This is a genomic window from Pseudomonas sp. TH39(2020) (assembly GCF_016650715.1).
GTDB lineage: Bacteria > Pseudomonadota > Gammaproteobacteria > Pseudomonadales > Pseudomonadaceae > Aquipseudomonas > Aquipseudomonas mandelii_C.
Genome location: NZ_JAEKFF010000007.1, coordinates 263,026 through 285,666, shown reverse-complemented (window position 1 = coordinate 285,666; position 22,641 = coordinate 263,026). Strand labels below are relative to the sequence as shown.

Sequence of the window (22,641 nt, the reverse complement as noted above, 5' to 3'; positions counted from 1 at the left end):
GTACAGCCGAGGGTAAAGGCGACAGGCACGGGGCAATATCCGCTTTGCGCAGATCGCTATCCGTTTTGTGCATGGCCCTGAACCGGGCGTGGTATGAGGCGTGTTGCGGGGATGGCGGGTCGCAAATCCGGCAGATCGGAACCTCTCCGATGAACTGCCTTCATTGCGATCACATTTGAATGCTAAGCGCGGGTTGATGGATGACCAAGATGTCAGCGTCTGCGGTCACAGGCGCTTTGCGCCAATCAGGGCAGGGCCTTCTCCAGCGCCTCACGCAATTGCGCAGCCGTGGTGTATTCGTGCTGATCCACCAATTGACCGTCCTTGAGCTGCAGCCACAGCACTTTATCCACGGCCCCGGGGTAGCGCGGCGCCACGCGACCATCACGGTCAAGCATCACTCGGTAGGAATAATCGCGCATGGCCGGTACAGCGAACATTTTCGCGATCAGTCGGGGCATGCGCTGGATGTCCGCGACAAATACCGCGTGCCGAGCCTCCAGGTAGCCCTTGGGCTGGTCCTGCAGAGCGGCGCCGACCAGTTTGGCGGCGTCCATGCTGCGCGCCACCAGCAGCGTCTGAGTCTGGTTATCGAGCGTGAAGGCCTGATCGAACTGATCAAGCAAGGTCCACGGCGCCAGCCGCTCACCCACCTCCAGCGCCTGAGCCCAAAAAGGCAGAAGACTGAGCAACAACACCGGCCAATATTTCACGTTCTACTCCTCGTTCGAGCGCGTATGCGTAATGGCCATCAGTCTACACCGCCCGTTCCGAGTGCCCAGTGCCCCTGTTTACCGTTTCACGCTTTCTGCTTGTCGCAAATGAACGCTAAGCTTGGGCTTATGGATGACTCAGATTACTTACGCCTGCTGACCATCGCGGCCGAGCAAGCCAACGCGTTCCTGTCCAATGCCCGCAAATGGGAGCGTGAGCGTTGGGTCTGTCAGCGCCTGCTGCAAGGCCTGAACATTCCCTATCGCGCCGACGAATTCGCCCCGGCCGGGGAGCCGCCGGACGTGCTGTTTCGTGACGCCAGTTTCGAAGTGTTTTTCGTGCTTGATGAAGGCCGACGCCTCAACGACGAATGGCGCGATGAGCTGCAACGCCGGCGCAGCGCGTTTTCTCTGAGTTCGTTGGTGCGCCGCGAGGCCAAACCCCGGCGCATTCCGGCCAATGAGTTTCTGCTGAGACTGGCGCCGACCTTGCGCAAAAAAGCGCACAACTATAAAGAACGCGGCATGGACCTGGGTGAACTGGACATCATCGCCTTCGCCAGTCTCAAGCGCGAAGTGCTGGACCTCAACAGCCATTTCCCGCCACCGACCGAATACTTGCGCCAAGGCTGGCGCTCGTTGTCGCTGGTCGGTCCGACCTTCGCCCGCGTGCTGTTCGCACACCCGGATGCGCCGGACTTCCTGCGCAGCAACCTGGGTCGCAGCATTGTTTTCGACGTCGGGATCAGCTTGTGAGTCCATTGCAGGAACTGATTGCCGAAGTGCCGCAACAGGGCCGGGTCCGCTGGATCGGCGTGCGGCCGCAGTCACGTTCTCAGATGCTCGAACTCGATGCCGTGGAGGCGCGGCTTGAAGCCGGTTTGACCGGTGATCACGCCCGTCCCGGCGTGCGCAATGCTCGGCAGGTAACGTTGATGCAATGGGAGCATCTGGCGGTGATCAATTCGCTGATGGGCCGCCCGGCAGCTCAACCGGTGTTAGCGCAGGATTTGCGGCGCAACATCGTCGTCAGCGGGATCAATTTATTCAGTCTCAAGGGCCGACGCTTCAGGATTGGCCAGGCGATTTTCGAAACCACCGGCTGGTGCCAACCCTGCGCCCGCCTCGAGAACAACCTAGGCCCCGGGACCTTTCAGGCCGTTCGCGGACATGGCGGAATCACCGCCCGGGTGATACAAAGTGGAATCATTCGCCTGGACGATACGGTGAGCGTCGAGCCTGTTCCGGACAGCGGCTATGCTCCGTTCAACGTTCGTTAAATCAGCCTGTAGCTTCTATACATTCAGCAACGTCTACCCCTGACGAGGCCCAATATGACCAGCCGCCTGAACCCAGACGACCAAAAGCATGTCGAAGAGTACCTGCAACTGTCCCAGCACCAAGTCGAGCGCCGGCCTTTCCGGCCGTGGATGCTCCTGGTGGTGGTGTTGGCAGTGACCATTGGTCTGGGCCTGTTGAGCCGACTTATCAGTTACCTGACGCTATGAGCAGCATCGCGCTCGCTCGGGTAATTGCACCGATTTCTTTTAGCCTTGCGAGATATCCCCATGACTCATCGTATTGTCATCGTTGGCGGCGGCGCCGGCGGTCTGGAGTTGGCTACCCGTCTGGGTAAGACTCTGGGCAAGCGCGGCACGGCCAGTGTGATGCTGGTCGACGCGAACCTGACCCACATCTGGAAACCGTTGTTGCACGAAGTGGCGGCAGGTTCCCTGAACTCTTCCGAAGACGAACTCAACTATGTTGCCCAGGCAAAATGGAACCACTTCGAGTTCCAGCTGGGGCGCATGAGCGGGCTTGATCGCGCACAGAAAAAAATCCAGCTGGCCGCCACCTACGACGAAGCCGGCATTGAACTGGTCCCGGCGCGCGAAGTGGGTTACGACTCGCTGGTGATCGCGGTCGGCAGCACCACCAACGATTTCGGGACTCAGGGCGCGGCGCAACACTGCCTGTTCCTCGACACCCGCAAACAGGCCGAGCGCTTCCATCAGCAATTGCTCAACCACTACCTGCGAGCGCACGCCGGGCAAACCGACAAGGTCGAGCAGATCAGCGTAGCCATCGTCGGCGCCGGTGCCACCGGGGTCGAATTGGCTGCCGAACTGCACAACGCCGCCCATGAACTGGCGGCTTACGGCCTGGACCGGATCAAACCGGAAAACATGCACATCACCTTGATCGAAGCCGGACCACGGGTGCTGCCAGCGCTGCCGGAACGTATCGGCGGGCCGGTGCATAAAACCCTGGAGAAACTCGGGGTCAACGTGATGACCAATGCCGCCGTCAGCGAAGTGACAGCCGACAGCCTGATTACCGCCGATGGCAATGTCATCAACGCCAGCCTGAAAGTCTGGGCGGCCGGGATTCGTGCACCAGGTTTCCTCAAGGACATCGATGGCCTGGAGACTAACCGGATCAATCAGCTGCAAGTGCTGCCGACCCTGCAAACCACCCGCGACGAGAACATCTTTGCCTTCGGTGACTGCGCGGCCTGCCCGCAGCCGGGCACCGATCGCAATGTGCCGCCGCGCGCCCAGGCTGCGCATCAGCAAGCTTCGTTGCTGGCCAAATCGCTGAAACTGCGGATCGAAGGCAAGCCTCTGCCTGCGTACAAATACACCGACTACGGCTCGCTGATCTCGCTGTCGCGTTTTTCGGCTGTGGGTAACTTGATGGGCAACCTCACCGGCAGCGTGATGCTGGAAGGCTGGCTGGCGCGGATGTTTTACGTGTCGCTGTATCGCATGCACCAGATGGCGCTGTATGGCGCGTTTCGTACGGCGATGTTGATGTTGGGCAGCAAGATCGGGCGCGGGACTGAGCCGCGACTCAAACTTCACTAACAAAACACAAACCACTGTGGGAGCGAGCCTGCTCGCGATGGCGGTGTGTCAGGCGACATTGATGTCGACTGTTCAGGCGCTATCGTCGGAACGCCGCCCGGAGCCGGCTCACTCCCACAGTTGATCTCCATTGATTTGGAGATCTGTGTCTCACTGTATCTCCCCCGTCGTTTCGCCCCTTCGCTTACAAACTCCCCCCTTGCGCGACACAGTAGCGATACACCACGCCCGCTAAATGGCCACATCCGAGCAAGGCACCCCGCCAGCTACGGTTATCGCCGCACTTACGTGGCGTCCTTTATCGAACGGTTGTGTCGTGCAACCCAGGAGTATTGAAATGTCCCGTACCACCAAAAACACTATCGGTTTGCTCGGCGCTGTTTTGGCCGGCGGCATGATGTTGTCCGGCGCGGTGTTCGCCTCGCAACCTCTGACTCAGGGCTACCTGCTGGCCTCGGCCGAACAGGTCGTGAAGACGCCTGAAGGTAAATGTGGCGAAGGCAAGTGTGGCGATGCGTCGATGGCAAAAACCGACACCGATGGCGACGGCAAGGTATCCCGTGCCGAATTCCAGAAAGTCGCGCCGAAGTCCAATTTCGACAAGATCGACACCAACCATGACGGCTTCATCGACGAGCAAGAGGCTTTCGATAACGTGAAGGCCAACTACGAAGCCAATGGCAAGAAAATGCCAAAAGGCCTGTTCGAGCACTTGAAAGACCAAGACGGCGCCTAAGCTTCCGAGAAACAAACCGCGCTTTTCCGTCGAGAAGCGCGGCTTTTTTGCGTCTGGAACATTTAAATCTGGAAGCGCCGCACCATGCCCTGCAAGGCATTGGCCAGCTGAGACAGCTCATGGCTGGACGCGCTGGTCTGATCCGCCCCGGCGGCAGATCGCACCGAAAGGTCGCGAATATTCACCAGGTTGCGATCCACTTCCCGCGCCACCTGCGCCTGTTCTTCGGCAGCACTGGCGATCACCAGGTTGCGTTCATGGATCTGATGCACCGACGCGGTTATGGTCTGCAACGCTTCACCAGCACGCTCGGCCAAGGCCAATGTGCTGGCCGCACGGGTTGAGCTGGCCTGCATGGAATCCAGTGCCTGAGTCGAGCCGTTGCGCATGCCCTGAACCATTTGTTCGATTTCCTGAGTCGATTGCTGCGTGCGATAGGCCAAAGCGCGAACTTCGTCGGCAACCACCGCGAAACCGCGACCGCTTTCCCCGGCCCGCGCCGCTTCAATGGCAGCATTGAGGGCCAGCAAGTTGGTTTGCTCGGCAATCGCACGAATCACGTCCAGTACCTTGCCGATGTCCTGAGACTGGTTGGCCAGGGACTGCACCAACCCGCCCGTGATCTGTACATCGCTGGCAAGGGCGCCGATGGCCGTGACTGTTTCGCTGACCCGCTCCTGACCGGCGTGCGCGGACTCACTGGATTGGCGCGTGGCGTCGGAGGTCGACACCGCGTTGCGAGCGACCTCCTCCACCGCGGTGGTCATTTCAGTGACAGCCGTCGCCGCTTGTTCGATCTCATTGTTCTGCTGTTGCAGGTTCTGAGTGCTGTCGAGGGTGACCGCATTCAACTCGTCAGCCGCTGTCGCCAATTGCGCGGCCGAGCCGCTGATACCTTGCAAGGTCTCGCGCAGGTTGCGCTGCATGGTCGCCAACGCCTTGAGCAAGCGACTCACTTCATCGTTGCCATGGGTTTCGATGGGGCGCGTCAGGTCGCCTCGTGCCACGTTTTCTGCGGCATGCAACGCTTCGCTCAAAGGTTTGACGATGCTGCGGGTCAGCAGCATCGCCAGGCCGACGGTGGCCAATGCCGCCAATGCGATAAACAGGCTGACGATCATCCGCGATGTTTCGTAATGCGCTGCAGATTTCTGGCTCTCGGCGGCAACTTGTTTGGCGAACAGATCCGCCAGGTCGGTGAGCTGTTTGCCCGAGCCATCAACCACGGTTTTCATATCGATCAGCAGCAGTTGGGTCAGTTCGTCACGACGACCCTGTTCGGCCAGGGAGAACGATTGAGCAATACCGGAACGATAAGCCGCGAAGGTGGTTTTGAACTGGTCATACAAGGCTTTGCCTTCGACTGTGTTGACCAACCTGTCATAAGCCGCAATCTTCTCGCTCAACTCTTTGTCGCGAGTGTCCATCTGGCCGCGGTAGACAGGGATGTTCTTCGGATCCTGATCCAGGGCCATGCGCAGGGAAATGGTACGGATGCGCAGCATGATTTCGCGGATCTCGTCACCGCCGCGAATGCTCGGCAACCATTGTTTCTCCACCGCCACCTCGCTGTCGCGAATGCTCGACATCTGCCCCAGGGCAAAAATCCCGAGCAACGCGACCAATACGGCAATCAAGGCAAACCCCAAGGCTGCCCGAGGAGCGATATTTAACTGTCGAAGCACCATAACGAACGCCCTTTTCTTGTAGTGGCTTAGATAAGGGGCGTTGTTTCGGCAGTACCCCGTCGCCTCGTTATCGGCAAGTTGTACGATGACTGAAGTGTTATTTCTCAAAGATAAAAAATCGAAGACAAAAAAAATCCCCGTATCTTTCGATACGAGGATTTTTAATATGGTCGGGGTAAGGGGATTCGAACTCCTGACATCCTGCTCCCAAAGCAGGCGCGCTACCGGACTGCGCTATACCCCGGTAATAAAAAGGCGACCTTTTAAAAGTCGCCTTCTTCGATCAGTGCTTTTGGCCTCTGATCTTAAGATCTGATCCCAGCGTGAACTGGTTTCAAAAATGGTGGGTCGTGTGGGATTCGAACCTACGACCAATTGGTTAAAAGCCAACTGCTCTACCAACTGAGCTAACGACCCAAAAATGGTCGGGGTAAGGGGATTCGAACTCCTGACATCCTGCTCCCAAAGCAGGCGCGCTACCGGACTGCGCTATACCCCGGTTTGAAATTGGCTCCGTGACCAGGACTCGAACCTGGGACCCAATGATTAACAGTCATTTGCTCTACCGACTGAGCTATCACGGAACTACATATTTCAATTTACAACGGTGAAGCTTGCTTCACCTCTTCGACCCGTTCGCATCGCTGCGTTCGTGTGTCTGAGGCGCGCTATTCTACAATCTTAAGCACCTCTGTCAACCCCCTAAATTGCCTTCAAGTTAATGATTTGCAACTTATTTCAGATTCCTGCTTGGGAAGCAGGAACCCTTCAGGGCGACTTACTGCGGGGCGCACTTTACAAGCCTTTTCCTTAGAGTTCAACAGCCTGGCGAAAAAAAGGCCTCGCAATGCGAGGCCTCTTCAATTTTGCTGCCGCCGTGGATCAGACGAATACGATTTCGTCGTTCTCCACGACACCCTTGGCGGTATCGCCCGGCATGAAACGACCGGACAGAATCAGCTGCGCCAGCGGGTTCTCGATCCAGCGCTGGATAGCTCGTTTGAGCGGCCGTGCGCCGTAAACCGGGTCGTAACCCACCGCTATCAGCTTATCCATGGCCTCAGGGCTGAGATCAAGCTTCAGCTCGCGCTCGGTCAGGCGACTGCGCAGGCGACCCAACTGGATCTCGGTAATGCCCGCGATCTGATCCCGAGCCAACGGCTCAAAGATCACCACTTCGTCGACCCGGTTGATGAACTCCGGCCGGAAGTGCGTGGAAATCGCATCCATCACTGCCGCACGCTGAGCCTCACGATCACCGACCAATTCCTGGATCTGCACCGAACCGAGGTTGGAGGTCATGACAATCACGGTATTTTTGAAATCCACCGTGCGGCCATGACTGTCGGTCAGTCGGCCATCTTCCAGCACTTGCAGCAAGATGTTGAAGACGTCCGGGTGGGCCTTCTCGACCTCGTCCAGGAGGATCACCGAATAAGGCTTGCGACGCACCGCCTCGGTCAGGTAACCGCCCTCTTCATAGCCTACGTAGCCTGGTGGCGCACCGATCAGACGAGCCACGGAATGTTTCTCCATGAACTCGGACATGTCGATCCGCACCATCGCCTCTTCCGTATCAAAGAGGAACTCGGCCAGTGCCTTGCACAGCTCGGTTTTACCGACACCGGTAGGGCCGAGGAACATGAACGAGCCGCTCGGGCGATTCGGATCGGACAACCCGGCACGGGAACGTCGCACGGCGTTGGAAACGGCAATCACCGCTTCGTCCTGGCCGATCACACGTTGGTGCAACAGGCTTTCCATCTTCATCAGCTTGTCGCGCTCGCCTTCGAGCATTTTCGACACCGGAATGCCCGTCCACTTGGACACGACCTCAGCGATTTCTTCTTCGGTCACCTTGCTGCGCAGTAACTGGTTTTCAGTTTTACCGTGCTGGTCGACCATTTGCAGGCTGCGTTCCAGGTCCGGGATGATCCCGTACTGCAACTCGGCCATACGGTTCAAGTCGCCTTTGCGGCGGGCAGCTTCCAGTTCCTGACGGGACTGTTCGATTTTCTGCTGGATCTGCGCAGAACCCTGAACTTCGGCTTTTTCCGCGTTCCAGATTTCCTCCAGGTCCGAGTACTCACGTTCGAGGCGGACGATTTCTTCCTGGAGTTTTTCCAGACGTTTTATCGCGGCCTCGTCGCTTTCTTTCTTCAGCGCCTGGGATTCCACCTTCAGCTGAATCAGACGACGCTCCAGACGATCAAGCACTTCCGGCTTGGAGTCGATCTCCATGCGGATGCGGCTAGCCGCTTCGTCGATCAGGTCGATGGCCTTGTCCGGCAACTGACGGTCCGTGATATAGCGATGACTGAGCTTGGCCGCGGCGATGATCGCGCCGTCGGTGATCGCCACTTTGTGGTGAACCTCGTAGCGCTCTTTCAGGCCACGCAGAATCGCGATGGTGTCTTCTTCGCTCGGTTCGTCCACCAGCACTTTCTGGAAGCGCCGCTCGAGGGCTGCGTCCTTCTCTATATATTGGCGGTATTCGTTGAGCGTGGTCGCGCCGACGCAGTGCAGTTCACCACGGGCCAACGCAGGCTTGAGCATATTGCCCGCGTCCATCGAGCCTTCGCCTTTACCGGCGCCGACCATGGTGTGCAGTTCGTCGATGAACAGAATGATCTGCCCTTCCTGCTTCGACAGTTCGTTGAGCAGGGATTTTAGGCGTTCTTCGAACTCGCCACGGTACTTGGCGCCGGCAATCAGCGACCCCATGTCCAGGGACAGCAGGCGCTTGCCTTTCAGTCCATCCGGGACTTCGCCGTTGATGATACGCTGGGCCAGGCCTTCGGCGATGGCGGTTTTACCCACGCCAGGCTCACCGATCAGCACCGGGTTGTTCTTGGTGCGACGTTGCAGGACCTGAATGGTCCGGCGAATTTCGTCGTCACGGCCGATCACCGGATCGAGCTTGCCTTCTTCGGCACGCTTGGTCAGGTCGACAGTGTATTTATCCAGCGCCTGGCGCGACTCTTCGTGGTTGGCGTCATTGACGGCTTCACCACCGCGCAGGTTGTTGATCGCGTTTTCCAGGGCTTTCTTGCTGACGCCCTGGCCGAGCAACAATTTGCCAAGCTTGCTGTTCTCGTCCATGGCGGCGAGCAACACCAGTTCACTGGAGATGAACTGGTCGCCCTTCTGCTGGGCCAGTCGATCGGCCTGGTTGAGCAGGCGCGCCAAATCCTGCGACATGTTGACGTCACCGGTCGGGTTCTGGATTTTCGGCAGTTGGTCGAGCTCTTTGGTCAGCTCTTTGCGCAAGCTGTTGACGTCAAAACCTACTTGCATCAACAGGGGTTTGATCGAGCCACCCTGCTGCTCAAGCATGGCTTGCATCAAATGCGCTGGCTCAATGCCCGGATGATCGAGGCCGACGGCCAGGGATTGGGCGTCGGACAAGGCTAACTGCAACTTGCTGGTTAAACGGTCTATACGCATGGGTCACCTTCCTTTTGAGCAGGCCGGACCTATAAACATCCTGAATGAAGAAACCTGCCAGATACCTGACTAGATGTGGTCGATTCTGGGAGTTTCAAGCGCGGTAGAGTTGATGTAGATCAGAGAAGTCTAGCGTTTGTGCCCTGTCTTACGAATGCTCCTCTTTTGACACCGTCAAAAAGGAACAGCATCTGTGAGGCCGGACACTATAGCCAGATAAGGGAGGCAAACCGGCCAGTGCGTGGACTGCGGCGGTAAGAAAAGAAGCGCGGATCGGTGACGGTGCAGAAACCGCCACCGTAGACCGCAGTGACGCCGCGAGCGGCCAGGCGCAAACGCGCCAGTTCATAGATGTCAGCCATGAATTTGCCAGCATTTTGACTCGGCACGAAGGCTTTGGCTGCTTCGGGCAATTGCTGGACGAAGGTTTCGCGCACCTCAGGGCCGACTTCAAAGGCTTGCGGACCAATGGCCGGACCGAGCCAGACCAACACCTCTTCTGGCGGCACGGCCAGACTGTCGAGGGTTGCTTCCAGCACACCGGCCGCCAACCCGCGCCATCCGGCATGAGCCGCCGCTACGCGAGTACCGGCACGGTCACAGAATAGCGCCGGCAGGCAATCCGCGGTCATCGCCGTGCAGGCAATACCGGGCGTTGCCGTCCAGCTGGCATCGGCAGTGGCCGTAAGGCTTGGGTCTGCGTGGGCCACGGCAATGCCGTGAACCTGCTTTAACCAGGCCGGTTGAATAGAGAAATGATCGGTGAGGCGACGGCGGTTTTCGACAACAGCTTCGGGGCTGTCATCGACGTGATCGCCGAGGTTGAGGCTGTCGAACGGCGCCAGACTGACGCCGCCCGCACGGGTGGTAACGCAGGCTTTCACCCCGGCAGGCGCAGGCCAGTCGGGAATCAGCCAGTCACTCATCCGATGAACGCCTCGCGGTCTTGCTTGAGCAGCGTCAGCAACCAGACGAAATCGTCCGGCAGTGGCGATTCCCAGCTCATGCGTTTACCGGTGGTCGGGTGATCCAGCTCCAGGAACCGCGCATGCAGCGCCTGACGCGGGAACGCCTTCAACGATTCGACCATGGTCACACTGGCTGCCGGCGGGATGCGGAAACGACCGCCGTAGGCAGGATCTCCGACCAACGGGTAGTTGATGTGGGCCATGTGCACACGAATCTGGTGCGTACGACCGGTTTCCAGCTTCACCCGCACGTGAGTGTGGGAGCGGAAACGCTCGAGCACGCGATAATGGCTGACGGCCTGCTTGCCACCTTCCATCACGGCCATGCGCTGGCGTTGCTGACCGTGACGACCGATCGGCGCGTTGATCTTGCCGCCGGCAGTCACCACACCGATCACGATGCACTCGTAGATCCGGCTTACGCTGCGGCTCTGCAATTGCGTGACAAGCTGTGTCTGCGCCTGAATGGTCTTGGCCACCACCATCAGACCGGTGGTGTCCTTGTCCAGGCGATGCACGATACCGGCGCGGGGCACATTGATGATGTCCGGCACGTGGTGCAGCAAGGCGTTGAGCAAGGTGCCATCAGCGTGGCCGGCAGCCGGATGCACCACCAGACCCGCAGGTTTGTTGATCACCAGGATGTCGTCGTCTTCATAGACGATGTCCAGCTCGATGTCCTGAGCGATCCATTCGCCCTGAGCTTCCTGCTCGGCAGTGAGTTCAAGAATGGCACCACCATGAACAATGTCTCGCGGGCGGATAACCGCCCCATCCACAGTCAGGCGGCCGTCTTTGATCCAGGCGGAAAGGCGCGAGCGCGAGTGCTCAGCGAATAATTGTGCGGCGACTTGATCGAGGCGTTGGCCGCCCAATTCGGACGGCACCTCTGCGCGAAGTTCAATTTTATCGGACATGCTCAGACTAGGCGTCGGCACAGCCTTTGGTTTCGGCTGCGCGCTTGTGGTTAAATACGGCGTCTTTTGCCCCGAGGCTATTCAACGGGGCGCTCATCATAACAGGACGGCCCCGCCCAAGACAGCGGCCGTCATAGGGACGCAAGCCGCCATGCAAGTGAAACACCTGCTGCTGATCGCCATCCTCGCATTGACCGCTGCTTGCTCATCGAAGGAAGTCGTAGACGAAAACCTGAGCGAGGTCGAGCTGTACCAGCAGGCTCAGCACGATCTGGACAACAATAGCTACACCGCCGCCACAGCCAAGCTGAAGGCGCTGGAGTCGCGTTATCCGTTCGGTCGCTACGCCGATCAGGCTCAACTCGAGCTCATCTACGCCAACTACAAGAACACCGAGCCTGAAGCTGCCAAGTCCGCCGCCGAGCGCTTCATTCGCCTGCACCCGCAGCACCCGAACGTGGATTACGCGTATTACCTCAAGGGTCTGACTTCTTTCGACCAGGACGTCGGCCTGTTGTCGCGCTTCCTGCCGTTGGACATGACCAAGCGTGACCCGGGCGCCGCTCGCGACTCCTACAACGAGTTCGCCCAGCTGACCAGCCGCTTCCCCAACAGCCGCTACTCGCCGGACGCCAAGCAGCGCATGATCTACCTGCGCAACCTGCTGGCGGCCTACGAGATTCACGTTGCCGACTACTACCTGACCCGTCAGGCCTATGTCGCCGCCGCGAACCGTGGTCGCTACGTGGTAGAAAACTTCCAGGAAACCCCTTCGGTCGGTGACGGCCTGGCGGTGATGACAGAAGCCTACCAGCGTCTGCACCTGGACGACCTGGCTGCCACCAGCCTCGAAACCCTGAAGCTCAACTACCCGAATCATCCAAGCCTGGTGGACGGTCAGTTCGTGCCATCGGTGGCCGAAGCCGATAACCGTTCGTGGTTGAGCAAGGCGACCTTGGGCCTGATCGAATCCCGTCCACCGCTGCCGCCGGGCGAAACCCGCGCCAACCAGGACGTGCAGAAGCAGTTCCAGGACGCCAAGGACGCGATTCCGAACGATCTCAAGCCTAAAAATGAAAATGGCGACGTGATCGAAGAAGAGCAACACGAGTCCGAAGCCAATAACAGCGACCGCTCGTGGTTCAGCTACATGACCTTTGGCGTGTTCGACTGACACGTCGGGTTGTACAAAAAGGAGCCTTTCGAGGCTCCTTTTTTATGGGCTCGATGATTACGCTGTGCGCTGGTCATGTCCTTGGCTAAACTGGCTCATCACTCGTCAAATAGCAGCTCATCATGCTTCGTTTACTGTTCTGGATCGCCCTGATTGCCGCTGCGGTATGGTTCTGGCGCAAGTTCAAGGGCCAGGCTTCTGTGCCCAAGTCCTCTGCCGAGCTGGAAGCCGCGCCCATGGTCCGCTGCGCCCATTGCGGCGTACACCTGCCACGTGACCGCGCGCTGAGCCTTCAACAACAGTGGTATTGCAGCCAGGCTCATCTTGAGCAAGGCCCGGGCTCCAGTGATCGCTGAGACCTCCAGTCCCGGCAGCAAACAGACCCAGCGACTGCTGCGCCTCTATCACCTTTACCGTTTGAGCATCGGCATCACCCTGGTGCTGTTGATCTCTAGCAACATGGACAACCAGCTGCTGACGTTCAGCAATGACGACCTGCTGCGCAGTGGCAGCTGGTTTTACCTGGTGCTGAATATCCTGCTGGTGGTATTCCTCGGGAACACCCGGCGCCCGGCGCAACTGTTCAGCCTGGCGCTGACCGACGTCCTGCTGCTGTGTGGTCTGTTCTACGCCGCCGGCGGTGTGGCCAGCGCCATCGGCAACTTGCTGATCGTATCGGTAGCCATCAGTAATACCTTGTTGCGAGGGCGCATCGGCCTGCTGATTGCCGCCGTTGGCGCGCTCGGCATCGTCGGGCTGAGCTTCCTCCTGAGTTTCAGCCATCGCGCCACCCCCAATGATTACCTGCAAGTCGGCACGCTCGGCGCCTTGTGTTTTGCTGCGGCATTGCTGGTGCAAGGGCTGATCCGACGCCTGGAGGTCAGCGAAACCCTCGCCGAACAGCGGGCCAGCGAAGTCGTTGGCCTCGAAGCCCTCAACGCACTGATCCTGCAACGCATGCGTACCGGCATCCTGGTACTCGACGACAAACGGCGGGTTCAACTGGCCAACCACAGCGCCTTGAACCTGTTAGGCAGGGAAAATCTTGCAGGCCAGCTGATCGACGACTACTTACCCAGCCTGGTCGAACGCCTGCAACTGTGGCTCAACAATCCGACGCTGCGCCCCCAGAGCCTGAAAGTCGCCAGTAGTGGTCTGGAGCTGCAACCGAGCTTCATTGCCCTGGACCAAAGTCCATACCACCAGACCCTGGTCTTTCTCGAAGACCTCGCGCAAATCGCTCAACAAGCCCAGCAATTGAAGCTCGCCGCCCTCGGTCGCCTGACCGCCGGTATCGCCCATGAAATCCGCAATCCACTGGGCGCCGTTAGTCATGCCGCGCAGCTATTGCAGGAATCAGAGGAACTGAACCGCGCGGATCGACGTCTGACACAGATTATTCAAGACCACTCTCAGCGAATGAATCGGGTAATCGAAAACGTCCTGCAACTGTCCCGCCGCCAGCAAACCGTAGCGCAACGGCTTGATCTGAAGCCGTGGCTGGAACAGTTCGTCAACGAAACCCGCGAAGGGGCGACCGAGCGTCATAAAATTCACCTGCGCATCGGCTCAGGGGACTTCAAGACCCTGATGGATCCAGACCAACTGACCCAGATTCTCGACAATCTGTTGCGTAACGCCTGGCGCCATAGCGCCTTGAATCACGACTTGGCACAGGTCTGGCTCGAGTTGTTTGTCGACCCGGACAGCCAACTGCCGGTCCTCGAGATCCTGGACGATGGCCCCGGAGTGGCACCGGAGCACCACGTGCACTTGTTCGAACCGTTCTTCACTACGAGCACCCAAGGCACCGGCCTGGGGCTTTATCTGTCCCGTGAGCTGTGCGAAAGCAACCAGGCCCGCCTAGACTTCAAACCACGCCAAGGCGGCGGCTGCTTTCGCATCACTTTTGCTCACGGACGGAAACAAAGTTGAAGATGAGCCCACGGCAAAAAGTCCTGATCGTCGACGACGAACCGGATATCCGCGAACTCCTGGAAATCACCCTGGGACGGATGAAACTCGACACCTTCAGTGCCCGCAACCTCGGCGAAGCCCAGGCCCTGCTGTCGCGAGAGACGTTCGGCCTGTGCCTGACCGATATGCGCCTGCCGGACGGCACCGGCCTTGAGCTGGTGCAACACATCCAGCAACGCCACCCAAACGTACCGGTGGCAATGATCACCGCTTATGGCAGCCTGGAAACGGCGATCAACGCCCTCAAGGCCGGCGCCTTCGACTTCCTGACCAAACCGGTGGACCTCACGCGCCTGCGGGAACTGGTCAGCAGCGCGCTTCGGTTGCCTGCGCCGGGCGGCACTGGCATCGCCATCGATCGCCGGCTACTGGGTGATTCGCCGCCCATGCGCGCCTTGCGCAAACACATCGACAAACTGGCCCGCAGCCAGGCGCCGGTGTATATCAGCGGCGAATCCGGCAGCGGCAAGGAATTGGTCGCGCGACTGATCCATGAGCAAGGACCGCGCGCCAGCCAACCCTTTATCCCGGTCAATTGCGGGGCGATTCCGTCAGAATTGATGGAGAGCGAATTTTTCGGTCATCGCAAAGGCAGCTTCAGCGGTGCCATCGAAGACAAACCCGGACTGTTCCAGGCTGCCCATGGCGGCACCCTGTTCCTCGACGAAGTGGCTGATTTGCCGCTGGCGATGCAGGTCAAACTGCTACGAGCCATACAGGAAAAAGCCGTTCGTGGTGTCGGCGAGCAACAGGAAACCGTGGTCGATGTGCGTATCCTGTGCGCCACTCACAAAGACCTCGACGCCGAAGTCGCCGCCGAACGCTTTCGCCAGGACTTGTACTACCGGTTGAACGTGATCGAACTACGGGTGCCGCCCTTGCGCGAACGCCGTGACGACATCGAATCCCTCGCCAGCCATGTACTCAAACGCCTGGCCATCAGCACCGGCCAACCCGCCGCAAAACTCCATCCCCAAGCCCTCGACGCGCTGAAAAGCTATCGCTTCCCCGGCAATGTGCGGGAACTGGAGAACGTGCTCGAACGGGCGCACACGTTGTGCGAAAACAAACAAATTGAAGCCAGCGACCTGCGACTGGCCGAAGGCAACTGCAACCCGGAAGGCGGTGTGCCGGACCTGACGCAGATCGACAACCTGGAAGACTACCTGGAAAACGTCGAACGCAACCTTATCCTCCAGGCCCTGGAAGAAACCCGCTGGAACCGCACGGCGGCGGCTCAGCGGTTGAATCTTTCATTCAGATCGATGCGCTACAGGCTCAAGAAACTGGGACTCGATTGAGTCTCAGATCCGTCCAGCCGGCGCATACGGCGCCGGATCAATGATCGGCTCACGCCCCAGCATCACATCCGCAAACAACTGACACGACGCTGGCGCCAGCACCAAGCCATTACGGTAATGCCCGCAATTGAGCCAAAGCCCTTCGAACCCTGGCACCCGACCGATGTAAGGAATGCCTTCCGGCGAGCCCGGTCGCAACCCGGCCCAGTGTCCCACGACCTCGGCATCCGCCAGTGCAGGAATCAACTCCACCGCCGATGCCTTCAGGCTCTCCAGGGCAGATTCGGTTGGTGTCTTGTCGAAGCCTTCATGCTCCAGCGTACTGCCGATCAGAATGTGGCCGTCGCGCCGAGGAATCGCATAACGCCCCTTGGCCAGAACCATGCTCGGCAGGAAATCCGCTGCGCATTTGTAGAGAATCATCTGCCCTTTCACCGGCTCGACCGGCAGTTCCAGATCCAGGCTCTTGAGTAAATCACCGCTCCAGGCACCCGCGGTCAGAACCACCTGATCGCCATGAATCGCTCCTGCCGAGGTCTGCACCCCGACCACCGTAGCGCCTTCACGGATAAACCCGCTGACTTCACACTGCTCATGAATCGTCACGTTCGGCAGGGCGAGCAACGCAGCCTTGAGGGACTTCACCAGCCGCGGATTACGCACATTGGCCACATTGGCCATGTAGATCGCCCGGGAAAAACCGCTCCCCAACACCGGCACCGCGTCGTGAGCCGCCGAGATATCCACAGCCCGCAACGGACGGTTTTCCCGCTCGGCCCATGCCAGCGCCTCGGCCTCGTCATCGAGGTCCAGCCAGTACAACCCGGTGGTATGCACCTCGGGATCGACACCGGTGGCTGCAAACAGTCGCTCGCCCAGCTGTGGATAAAAATCCTGGGACCAATGCGCCAACGCGGTGACCGCCGGGCTGTAGCGCCACGGGTAGAGCGGCGAGACGATGCCGCCGCCGGCCCAGGACGACTCCTGACCGACGTTCGAACGATCCAGCAGCACAACGCTTTGCACTTCGGACGCGAGATTGAACGCCGTCAGCAGACCAATCACCCCGCCGCCGACAATCACCACTTGCTGTTGCCTGGTCATGTTCTGATCCAACCGTTAAATAGACAGAGGGCACAAAAGGCACCCGAAAAAGAAACTCAGCGACCCCAGCAATCTTTGGCAACCAACCCGGCCGTGGCGTTGACCATGCTTCTGACGCCAGTGTTGGTGATGGTGAAATCACCGCACTTGTCAGTTTCCATGGCTTTGCCAGCCTTGCGAACTGCCGTCAGCAGGAAGGTCTGATCGGTCAGGGTCTGGGTAATGGTGTAAAAGTCATTGCCAGCACTCAGGCCAGCGACGCCGGTGTAGACATTGCTCTTCGAATAGAAACGTTCGAGGATCTGTGCCTGCTCGGAGAGCAGCCCGGCCACCTCCGCTCGACGGCCTTTTTTTACGTACTCGGTGAGGCTCGGGTAGCCAATGGTGATAACGATCCCGATGATCGCTATCACGATCATGATTTCGATCAGGGTAAAACCTCGGTTGGATCTGCGCATAGCCTCAACTCTCACTTACTGTATTTGTCGCCACATGATGCGACGATTGACGCTACCGACGGGTCTCCCCGCCAGGGAGCTGGCGTTACCGCTGGAGTCGTTCACGATCAGGCGAGCTCCATTGTTGACGATCGCGTTCAGGGTCGGAATACCGCCGGTGAAAATGACTCCGCTGGAAATCGAATCCGCGCTGTCGACCACTGCGTCGCCATTGGTGTCGAGCACCGAGTAGTTGAGCATCTTACCGCTGAATGCATCCAGTTCGACCAGTTTGCCGGTACCGAAACTGGCGCAAGGGTCGGTGGTGTCCACGCTGGCGGTGGTGAACAAGATCCGGTCGGCCAGCAGATTGGCCTGATTGATCACCCGCTCACCGGTCAGCACATTGTTGTACACCAGCGGTAGGTACCAGCCCTTCTCGGTCGGGTAGGTCACCTCATTCTGGCTGGTTGTAATGAACTGCCCGCTGCTGCCAGAAAACACGCCAGTTACCGCCTGAGCCTGCAAACTGGACGTGGTGATCTGCCCGGCGCCACCGTCCGCATCCCATACGGCGTAGAACGCCTGCAGATCTTTATTGGCTTTGTCGGCGGTCTCGTTGAATTTTCCGGTACCGAAAAACACTTCCTTGCCGCCCAAGGCGTTGTCTGCCAGCACTGGCTGCGCGGTGATTGGCTGGCTAGGCCCGCCAGCGGTGGTAAACAACGGTTTGCCGGAAAAAGCCAGGCGCCAGGTGTCTGTGGAGGTACCGCTCAAATCAAACTTCCATAACCGCCCTTTCAAGTCGCCGCCATAGGCCGCCTGCACCACATTCTGCGAGTTGACCTTGAGTTCCACCGAAGACAAGCCATTAGTGGTTTCGCTGCTGTCGACAACAATTTTCTTGATCAGGGAACCGTCACGGATGTCCACCACGTACAACGCCGCCACCCCCGAATTGCTGCCATAGCCGTTGGAAATAAATGCGGCCCATCGACCGTCGGCCAAGCGTGCCACTTCCGGTCGGGCGTAGGCATAACCCAGATCATTGAAAACGTTCGCCGTGTTTGCTGTGGCAGGTGCGCTGATTTCCCACAAAGCCTTCGCCACATTACCTGCCGAGACGTCAAACAACTGCAACGCGTAGAAGGTCCTGCCCCCCGCCCCTGTTCCACCCAATGCCAAGGTTTTCCAGGCTCCGTTGAGTTGCGCGTCGAATACCGCAACCTGACCGTCGACCAAAAACTTGTGGCTGACGCCGTTGATGTAGTTGGTGTCGGCTATCAAACGCAGCGAAGGCAACACACTGGAAGGCATGTAGGCATAACGCCTGGCACCGTTGGTCGTATTGATGACGCTTACAAAACCGTCGTTGGCGTTCACTACCAGGCTGGGGTTCATGGTTACCGCTTTGGTTGCCAAATAGGTGCTGTATGTGGTGTCGGCCGCCAGATCGGACGCGGTTTTATCCGTGGGTGATGCCAGGGCCAACGGCGAATTGATGATGTCGCCAAGTAGCACACTGCGCACTTTCAGGCCGGCCTTGTTGGTGCCCTTGCTCCACTCCACCAGATCGCTGCCGATGATGCCCGTAGGCAAACTCTGACTGAGGGATGTCTGCTGGGCAGGGGAGAAACTGCTGTAGGCCAGAGTCACCGGGGCGTTGGTCAGGGTGTTCCAGGATTGATAGGTCGGGGCCGTGGCACCGGGTACGATGGCGGTGTCGGTAGTCCACAGCACAGAAGCGGTGTTGACCGTACCGCTGGAAGTAAAACCATAAGACTTGATCGTGCCACGCCAGTCCTTGGGATCATAAGTGGTCTGGAAGTAGCTCGTACCGCTGAGCAGTGTGGTGGCGCTGGCGACGCCACCACCTCCAGAGCCGGCCTTGGAGGTGATGTCGCTCAGTGCAGACGACAACGCGGAATTGAGGCCGACGCTATCGCTGGCCTGATAGTATTTGCCCTGACCATAAATGCCGGCGTCCGACAACATCTGGTTCGCGGCGGTGAAACCTACGGTGTAGGTATTCATGTTCTGTTTGGGAAAGTCCACGGCGTTCCAGCCTTTGCCGGCGGCATCGGTACCGGTTGTGCGCATGTCGATGTCGAAGGCAAATTTGGCGATGTCGTCGAGGTACAGGGTGTCGCCTTCAGTGTCACCGTTCAGGTTGTCGCCATCGTTATTCACGCCATCCCAGTTGGGCAAACGAGTACCACCCAATGGATCGGAGGTCGGAAAAGTCCGATCAAAGGTTGGTAAACCATCGGTGATCACCACGCCGTAGTTTTTCTGACAGCGATATTGGATCGGGCTGGTGTAAGTGGTAGGTGTTGAGTTGTAGTACGGCGCCAAGCCACGCATGTACCGGGTGATCTCATAGTAAGTTTCTGCCAACGGAGTATTAGCGATTGCGTTCAAACCATCGATCGATGAAATAAGGTTGTTGAAGTTAGTTTGCGCCTGGCTTTGGGTGACGCTGCCGACAGGAATCAGATCACTGACAGCGCGGGCAATAAACCCGCCGGGACCAGAGTTACTGCCCGTGGGCGGGTTGAACGTCGCCAGCCCTATACGCAGCTCACGATTACTGGTGACCAGGTCGGTGGAAACATCCTTCGCAACGTTCATTCGGTATTCGTTGGGAATCGCCCCGGTTCCAGTGGTGAAATCCCGGTTCGAGCCGTTCGCCAGGCCCACCAGATAAGACAGATAGTTAGCCGTATAACGCGTGTTTTCATTACCCACAGGGTCGGGTAGCTTCAGGCATATCGATGACAATCCCAAAAAACCCCGATAAAAACCGTACCAGTTGCCGTTGTTGGAGCAGTTGCCGCGGTTAAGACTCGATAAGGCGATATTGGTATCTTCCATATCCAGGTTATTTCCGTTCAAACATGAGCCGTTTGAATTGCAGTTCGCAATTCGCGCGCGGCTGACAGTCGGATCGAAACCCGGCGCCCAAATGATGTTGTTCATGCTCCCCGAATCGTCAATCAGCAGCATCACGTTTGGCGCGACCGCTGCGGCGCTCAATAGCGGTGAATCGGACGGAGTGAAGGCATAGGCTGGAGCCGAGAGATAAAAGCCCAACAGCGCGCCACATAACAACTGCCACAACCCGACGCGCCTTTCAGTACTTCGCATAAATGCTCTCCAACACACTGCGCGAGTTGCCCGCGATGCCCACGGCAGTTACGCGGTACAGCGTCACGTAGTCGCCGTTCATGTTCACCCCAGCGTTGGTAACTCCAATATTCTGTACCCCGTAAAAGCCACTGCCGGAGGCTTTCCAGGTCACGCCTGAGGTTGAATTAACCCCTGCGGCGGTGATTAGCGACGACTCAGCCGGCGGCGCGCACTGAGGGGGGACATCGATGCATAACTTCAACGAGTAGGTCTTCAGTTCCACCTCACTTTCGCCGGCGCGTAACGCCGCTTCGGCGCTCTGGAATGACTGGTTGCGCAAGGACACGCTGCCAGCCATTTTTTCCTGCAAAGTGGCGTTCTGCATCGCTGAAAGGCCGATCAGCGTCAGCAGCAGAAGAAACACAAGGCTCACCAGCAACGCCATGCCACGCTGGGAGTGAGAGTTCATTGAAAACATCGCTCCTCTCCTCATCGCAGCCGGTTGCGCAAGGCAGCAACCACGTTGAAGGTTTGATCGCGCACCCGCTTTTTCGGGTCCGTGAGGGTCAGGGTCAGGCGCACACTACGGATTAACTTCAGATCGGAAGGGGTGGGGTTGCTGCTGTAACTGGAGGCGGCAAATTCGTCGGCCGTGGCGAGGCCGAAGCTCACATCGAATGCACTGACGTTATCCACCAACACAGCCTGAGCCGGCGTACCCGCGCCAGTGCCCATCAACAGCTGATTGTTGCTGAAACTGTAGATCAGCCGCCGTATCGGAAACGCTAGTTGCCCCGATGCCACTTGTTCCTGCGTCAGGGGCCGCGCGCCAGTGTAGGCAGTGGAACTGGGGGATGGGGTGGGGCTGGCGGGGAGGCTGGCTCGACACTCGGAAACCACCGTCCAGGTCGGCACACTACTACTGCCGACATCCGCAGTCACCAGGGTCAGCTTGCCGTTCGCGTTGTCCCAACTGATGGGCGTTGCCCAGGCAGCAGCGAAATCACCAACCAAGCTTGAATCAGTGATCGCCTCCAGACAACCGAACATGCCGACCATACGAATTTCCTGAATCAACTTGCTCAACACGAACCGTGCATCTTCCTGCATTCCGGCGGCGGTGTTCTGGCTGACATAGGTGTCCTTGGCCGCGATGAAAATCTGCACCACGCCCAACACCACGACCAGGCTCAACGCCAAGGCGATCAGCAACTCGATCAGGCCAAAACCTCGATTGGACCGGTTCATTGCGGAACCTTCAGGTCGGCAGTGGCGCGACTGGTCAAGACGAAGCTGCGTCGCGAATTGGCGGTGTTGGCGGCCCGCGAGTCATCCCAGGTGATGGTGATGGTGTAAATCCGCTGGTTGAGCGTGACGCTGCCTGTCGCGGTAGTGCCGAGTGAACTGACAATGTTGGTGGTAAAGTCGAAGAGGTCCTGATCCCGGGCGACGTTCAAGTTGCCCGAGGTAGGTGGCGTGACGGTGTAGTCGGCACCTGAGTTGGCGCGAATGCGGTCCATCATGTCGTAGGCGATAAAACTGGCCTGGCTGGTCATCCGCGAGCTGTCAGTGTACTTCAGCGCATTGAGCTGAATCGCCGCCGCCCCCAAAAGCCCAACACCCAGAATCAACAACGCAACCAAAACTTCGATCAGCGTCATGCCCTCCTGTGCACGCTTGCTCCATCCCCTCATCCGCAATTTCCACCCAATAGAATTCGTCCGTTCAAACACACATTCAGCGTCCTGCTTTGCGCCCCCAGTACATAGCTGATCACTAACGCCGTGGACGGTGCCGACAACCCGCCCAGATTGTTGAAATCAATGGCGGTCACTCCTGAGGGTAGCGTCAGAGTCGCTCCGCTGCTCATCGCTGGAACAACCCGCAATACATTGGCCGGATTGCCAGTACCTTCATAGACCGCCAGGTCCCCGGTCCAGACACTGCCGCCCGCTGTCGGACGAACCCGGATGGTGATCCCCCGGTCGATCGCCTCAAGCCGGGCGAAATTCAGACCCCGTTGCAGATCACCGATTTCGGTGTCGGCCTTGGTGATTTGCACCGAACGGGTAAACGCCGGTACGGCCAGAGTGATCAGGACCAGAAAAACCGCGAGCGCGATCAGCAACTCGATCAGCGTGAAACCTTTTGTACGATGATCCATCGGTGCCCTCCGTTGCCGT

General features: G+C 58.6%; 21 protein-coding genes and 4 tRNA genes. 9 read left to right on the top strand and 16 right to left on the bottom strand.

What is annotated here, in order from left to right; all coding sequences use genetic code 11:
* Positions 1 to 245: 245 nt before the first annotated feature.
* Positions 246 to 713, bottom strand: a complete 468-nt coding sequence (locus JFU47_RS21710) for an FAD/FMN-containing dehydrogenase (protein ID WP_201185546.1) — start codon at positions 711 to 713, stop codon at positions 246 to 248.
* Positions 714 to 842: 129 nt separating this feature from the next.
* Here JFU47_RS21710 and JFU47_RS21705 point away from each other — a divergent pair, with 129 nt between their 5' ends.
* The 5 genes from JFU47_RS21705 to JFU47_RS21685 all read left to right on the top strand — a co-directional run bounded on the left by JFU47_RS21705 (position 843) and on the right by JFU47_RS21685 (position 4,316).
* Complete coding sequence (locus tag JFU47_RS21705; protein WP_008154887.1) at positions 843 to 1,469, top strand: DUF1780 domain-containing protein; 627 nt, start codon at positions 843 to 845, stop codon at positions 1,467 to 1,469.
* Positions 1,466 to 1,993 (top strand): MOSC domain-containing protein, encoded by a 528-nt coding sequence (locus tag JFU47_RS21700; RefSeq protein ID WP_201185544.1) that lies wholly within the window; start codon positions 1,466 to 1,468, stop codon positions 1,991 to 1,993. The genes JFU47_RS21705 and JFU47_RS21700 overlap by 4 nt, the downstream gene beginning before the upstream one ends.
* 54 nt (positions 1,994 to 2,047) lie before the next feature.
* The gene (locus tag JFU47_RS21695) at positions 2,048 to 2,221 is read left to right on the top strand and encodes a DUF3094 domain-containing protein (protein WP_008154890.1); all 174 of its coding nucleotides are present in this window, start codon (positions 2,048 to 2,050) and stop codon (positions 2,219 to 2,221) included.
* A gap of 60 nt (positions 2,222 to 2,281) precedes the next feature.
* Complete coding sequence (locus tag JFU47_RS21690; protein ID WP_140681061.1) at positions 2,282 to 3,580, top strand: NAD(P)/FAD-dependent oxidoreductase; 1,299 nt, start codon at positions 2,282 to 2,284, stop codon at positions 3,578 to 3,580.
* 337 nt (positions 3,581 to 3,917) lie between these two features.
* Positions 3,918 to 4,316 carry an HvfA family oxazolone/thioamide-modified RiPP metallophore gene (locus tag JFU47_RS21685; RefSeq protein ID WP_123367792.1) on the top strand — a complete coding sequence of 133 codons (399 nt, stop codon included), beginning with the start codon at positions 3,918 to 3,920 and terminating at the stop codon, positions 4,314 to 4,316.
* A 62-nt stretch (positions 4,317 to 4,378) separates the two neighbouring features.
* Here the strand turns inward: JFU47_RS21685 and JFU47_RS21680 are convergent, their stop codons facing one another.
* The 8 genes from JFU47_RS21680 to rluD form a co-directional block, all read right to left on the bottom strand.
* The gene (locus JFU47_RS21680) at positions 4,379 to 6,004 is read right to left on the bottom strand and encodes a methyl-accepting chemotaxis protein (RefSeq protein WP_201185542.1); all 1,626 of its coding nucleotides are present in this window, start codon (positions 6,002 to 6,004) and stop codon (positions 4,379 to 4,381) included.
* 167 nt (positions 6,005 to 6,171) lie between these two features.
* A tRNA-Pro gene (locus JFU47_RS21675) sits at positions 6,172 to 6,248 on the bottom strand.
* A 97-nt stretch (positions 6,249 to 6,345) separates the two neighbouring features.
* A tRNA-Lys gene (locus JFU47_RS21670) sits at positions 6,346 to 6,421 on the bottom strand.
* 5 nt (positions 6,422 to 6,426) lie between these two features.
* A tRNA-Pro gene (locus JFU47_RS21665) sits at positions 6,427 to 6,503 on the bottom strand.
* A gap of 9 nt (positions 6,504 to 6,512) precedes the next feature.
* Positions 6,513 to 6,588: transfer RNA gene (locus JFU47_RS21660), tRNA-Asn, on the bottom strand.
* Positions 6,589 to 6,886: 298 nt separating this feature from the next.
* Entirely contained in the window at positions 6,887 to 9,451 is a 2,565-nt protein-coding gene (clpB, locus tag JFU47_RS21655; protein ID WP_095130594.1) for an ATP-dependent chaperone ClpB, read from the bottom strand.
* Positions 9,452 to 9,657: 206 nt separating this feature from the next.
* A complete protein-coding gene (pgeF, locus tag JFU47_RS21650) occupies positions 9,658 to 10,377 on the bottom strand; it encodes a peptidoglycan editing factor PgeF (RefSeq protein WP_201185540.1) in 720 nt (239 codons plus the stop codon).
* Positions 10,374 to 11,336: a 23S rRNA pseudouridine(1911/1915/1917) synthase RluD gene (gene rluD, locus JFU47_RS21645; protein ID WP_007942311.1), complete on the bottom strand. Its 963-nt coding sequence runs from the start codon at positions 11,334 to 11,336 to the stop codon at positions 10,374 to 10,376. Before rluD ends, pgeF begins: the two co-directional genes overlap by 4 nt.
* 151 nt (positions 11,337 to 11,487) lie before the next feature.
* On the opposite strand from rluD, the gene JFU47_RS21640 reads away from it, so the two are divergent.
* The 4 genes from JFU47_RS21640 (at position 11,488) to JFU47_RS21625 (ending at position 15,788) form a co-directional block, all read left to right on the top strand.
* On the top strand, positions 11,488 to 12,510 hold the full coding sequence (locus JFU47_RS21640; protein ID WP_201185538.1) for an outer membrane protein assembly factor BamD: 1,023 nt from the start codon (positions 11,488 to 11,490) through the stop codon (positions 12,508 to 12,510).
* A gap of 122 nt (positions 12,511 to 12,632) precedes the next feature.
* On the top strand, positions 12,633 to 12,866 hold the full coding sequence (locus tag JFU47_RS21635) for a PP0621 family protein (RefSeq protein ID WP_008154904.1): 234 nt from the start codon (positions 12,633 to 12,635) through the stop codon (positions 12,864 to 12,866).
* On the top strand, positions 12,856 to 14,445 hold the full coding sequence (locus tag JFU47_RS21630; RefSeq protein ID WP_201185536.1) for an ATP-binding protein: 1,590 nt from the start codon (positions 12,856 to 12,858) through the stop codon (positions 14,443 to 14,445). The genes JFU47_RS21635 and JFU47_RS21630 overlap by 11 nt, the downstream gene beginning before the upstream one ends.
* Positions 14,446 to 14,447: 2 nt before the next feature.
* A complete protein-coding gene (locus JFU47_RS21625; protein ID WP_201185534.1) occupies positions 14,448 to 15,788 on the top strand; it encodes a sigma-54-dependent transcriptional regulator in 1,341 nt (446 codons plus the stop codon).
* Positions 15,789 to 15,791: 3 nt separating this feature from the next.
* Here JFU47_RS21625 and thiO read toward each other — a convergent pair whose 3' ends face one another.
* From thiO to JFU47_RS21590, 7 genes are read right to left on the bottom strand one after another with little or no spacing between them, the layout of a single operon-like run.
* Positions 15,792 to 16,892 carry a glycine oxidase ThiO gene (gene thiO, locus JFU47_RS21620; protein ID WP_201185532.1) on the bottom strand — a complete coding sequence of 367 codons (1,101 nt, stop codon included), beginning with the start codon at positions 16,890 to 16,892 and terminating at the stop codon, positions 15,792 to 15,794.
* 56 nt (positions 16,893 to 16,948) lie between these two features.
* Positions 16,949 to 17,350, bottom strand: a complete 402-nt coding sequence (locus tag JFU47_RS21615; RefSeq protein ID WP_123367784.1) for a type IV pilin protein — start codon at positions 17,348 to 17,350, stop codon at positions 16,949 to 16,951.
* Positions 17,351 to 17,365: 15 nt separating this feature from the next.
* On the bottom strand, positions 17,366 to 20,476 hold the full coding sequence (locus tag JFU47_RS21610; protein ID WP_201185530.1) for a pilus assembly protein: 3,111 nt from the start codon (positions 20,474 to 20,476) through the stop codon (positions 17,366 to 17,368).
* A complete protein-coding gene (locus JFU47_RS21605) occupies positions 20,463 to 20,927 on the bottom strand; it encodes a pilus assembly PilX family protein (protein ID WP_201185528.1) in 465 nt (154 codons plus the stop codon). Before JFU47_RS21605 ends, JFU47_RS21610 begins: the two co-directional genes overlap by 14 nt.
* 20 nt (positions 20,928 to 20,947) lie before the next feature.
* Positions 20,948 to 21,706: a prepilin-type N-terminal cleavage/methylation domain-containing protein gene (locus tag JFU47_RS21600; protein WP_201185526.1), complete on the bottom strand. Its 759-nt coding sequence runs from the start codon at positions 21,704 to 21,706 to the stop codon at positions 20,948 to 20,950.
* The gene (gene pilV, locus JFU47_RS21595; protein WP_201185524.1) at positions 21,703 to 22,152 is read right to left on the bottom strand and encodes a type IV pilus modification protein PilV; all 450 of its coding nucleotides are present in this window, start codon (positions 22,150 to 22,152) and stop codon (positions 21,703 to 21,705) included. Before pilV ends, JFU47_RS21600 begins: the two co-directional genes overlap by 4 nt.
* Positions 22,149 to 22,622 carry a GspH/FimT family pseudopilin gene (locus tag JFU47_RS21590; protein WP_201185522.1) on the bottom strand — a complete coding sequence of 158 codons (474 nt, stop codon included), beginning with the start codon at positions 22,620 to 22,622 and terminating at the stop codon, positions 22,149 to 22,151. Before JFU47_RS21590 ends, pilV begins: the two co-directional genes overlap by 4 nt.
* Positions 22,623 to 22,641: the final 19 nt, after the last annotated feature.

What these genes read in the sequence shown, in the direction of transcription:
- JFU47_RS21705 (WP_008154887.1), top strand. Translation starts at nt 843, where the DNA reads ATGGATGACTCAGATTACTTACGCCTGCTGACCATCGCGGCCGAGCAA.
- JFU47_RS21695 (WP_008154890.1), top strand. Translation starts at nt 2,048, where the DNA reads ATGACCAGCCGCCTGAACCCAGACGACCAAAAGCATGTCGAAGAGTAC.
- JFU47_RS21690 (WP_140681061.1), top strand. Translation starts at nt 2,282, where the DNA reads ATGACTCATCGTATTGTCATCGTTGGCGGCGGCGCCGGCGGTCTGGAG.
- JFU47_RS21685 (WP_123367792.1), top strand. Translation starts at nt 3,918, where the DNA reads ATGTCCCGTACCACCAAAAACACTATCGGTTTGCTCGGCGCTGTTTTG.
- JFU47_RS21680 (WP_201185542.1), bottom strand. Translation starts at nt 6,004, where the DNA reads ATGGTGCTTCGACAGTTAAATATCGCTCCTCGGGCAGCCTTGGGGTTT.
- clpB (WP_095130594.1), bottom strand. Translation starts at nt 9,451, where the DNA reads ATGCGTATAGACCGTTTAACCAGCAAGTTGCAGTTAGCCTTGTCCGAC.
- pgeF (WP_201185540.1), bottom strand. Translation starts at nt 10,377, where the DNA reads ATGAGTGACTGGCTGATTCCCGACTGGCCTGCGCCTGCCGGGGTGAAA.
- rluD (WP_007942311.1), bottom strand. Translation starts at nt 11,336, where the DNA reads ATGTCCGATAAAATTGAACTTCGCGCAGAGGTGCCGTCCGAATTGGGC.
- JFU47_RS21640 (WP_201185538.1), top strand. Translation starts at nt 11,488, where the DNA reads ATGCAAGTGAAACACCTGCTGCTGATCGCCATCCTCGCATTGACCGCT.
- JFU47_RS21635 (WP_008154904.1), top strand. Translation starts at nt 12,633, where the DNA reads ATGCTTCGTTTACTGTTCTGGATCGCCCTGATTGCCGCTGCGGTATGG.
- JFU47_RS21625 (WP_201185534.1), top strand. Translation starts at nt 14,448, where the DNA reads ATGAGCCCACGGCAAAAAGTCCTGATCGTCGACGACGAACCGGATATC.
- thiO (WP_201185532.1), bottom strand. Translation starts at nt 16,892, where the DNA reads ATGACCAGGCAACAGCAAGTGGTGATTGTCGGCGGCGGGGTGATTGGT.
- JFU47_RS21615 (WP_123367784.1), bottom strand. Translation starts at nt 17,350, where the DNA reads ATGCGCAGATCCAACCGAGGTTTTACCCTGATCGAAATCATGATCGTG.
- JFU47_RS21610 (WP_201185530.1), bottom strand. Translation starts at nt 20,476, where the DNA reads ATGCGAAGTACTGAAAGGCGCGTCGGGTTGTGGCAGTTGTTATGTGGC.
- JFU47_RS21605 (WP_201185528.1), bottom strand. Translation starts at nt 20,927, where the DNA reads ATGAACTCTCACTCCCAGCGTGGCATGGCGTTGCTGGTGAGCCTTGTG.
- JFU47_RS21600 (WP_201185526.1), bottom strand. Translation starts at nt 21,706, where the DNA reads ATGAACCGGTCCAATCGAGGTTTTGGCCTGATCGAGTTGCTGATCGCC.
- pilV (WP_201185524.1), bottom strand. Translation starts at nt 22,152, where the DNA reads ATGAGGGGATGGAGCAAGCGTGCACAGGAGGGCATGACGCTGATCGAA.
- JFU47_RS21590 (WP_201185522.1), bottom strand. Translation starts at nt 22,622, where the DNA reads ATGGATCATCGTACAAAAGGTTTCACGCTGATCGAGTTGCTGATCGCG.